This window comes from Pontibacter toksunensis (assembly GCF_042686245.1).
Classification (GTDB): domain Bacteria; phylum Bacteroidota; class Bacteroidia; order Cytophagales; family Hymenobacteraceae; genus Pontibacter; species Pontibacter toksunensis.
Window position 1 is genome coordinate 1 of the sequence record NZ_JBHUOX010000106.1, and the last position, 677, is coordinate 677.

Annotated in this window: 1 protein-coding gene; it reads left to right on the plus strand. The window is 41.2% G+C overall.

Annotated elements, in window-relative coordinates; all coding sequences use genetic code 11:
• On the plus strand, window positions 1-677 hold a 677-nt coding region (locus ACFS7Z_RS27335), incomplete at both ends, for a hypothetical protein (protein ID WP_377492700.1).

Consider the following 677-nt stretch of genomic DNA (forward strand, 5'->3'; position numbering starts at 1 on the left):
AGTGGCAGCGCCGATGACGATGTAGTTAAGATAGAGTATAATGCACAAGGTTATATTTCTAAAGCAATAGAAGATTATGAGGAAGGCGGTGCTAACTCAGATTACACCAGGTATACCTATGACGCAAATAACCGCTTAATAAAGTCTGAAGAAGTCGAAGATGGTAACGTAGATGATTATGATACTTATGAGTATACCGACGGCCTGGTAACTGCCATAAAGGAACATGAGAGCGATGGTACAATAGAATCCACCAGGACCTTTAAGTATGATGGCAGCAAGAGGTTAATAGAGGCAACGGAAGAAATTGATGGTGATGACTACAAACAGACCTTTGAATATGACAACAAAGGCAATGTAACGAAAGCAGAAACCTTATATGGCAGTGCTTTGAGCAGCAGGAGAATATATGAAAACTATGATGATAAGTCTACTTTTTACTCATCTATAAAGGGCCTGGTGGAACCCACTGCTATGACGAACAAAAATAACCCCGGTAAGGTAACGGAATATTATTTCACAGATGCCAATGGAGACGGTGTTGTTGATACTCAGCCATATGAGACATACATGACGGCCTACACCTACAAATACAATGGCGAAGGCTTCCCGACTGAGGTCACTGAGGAAGAAGATGATGGTGAGTTAGAAACAACCACTTTCACTTACGATTGCAA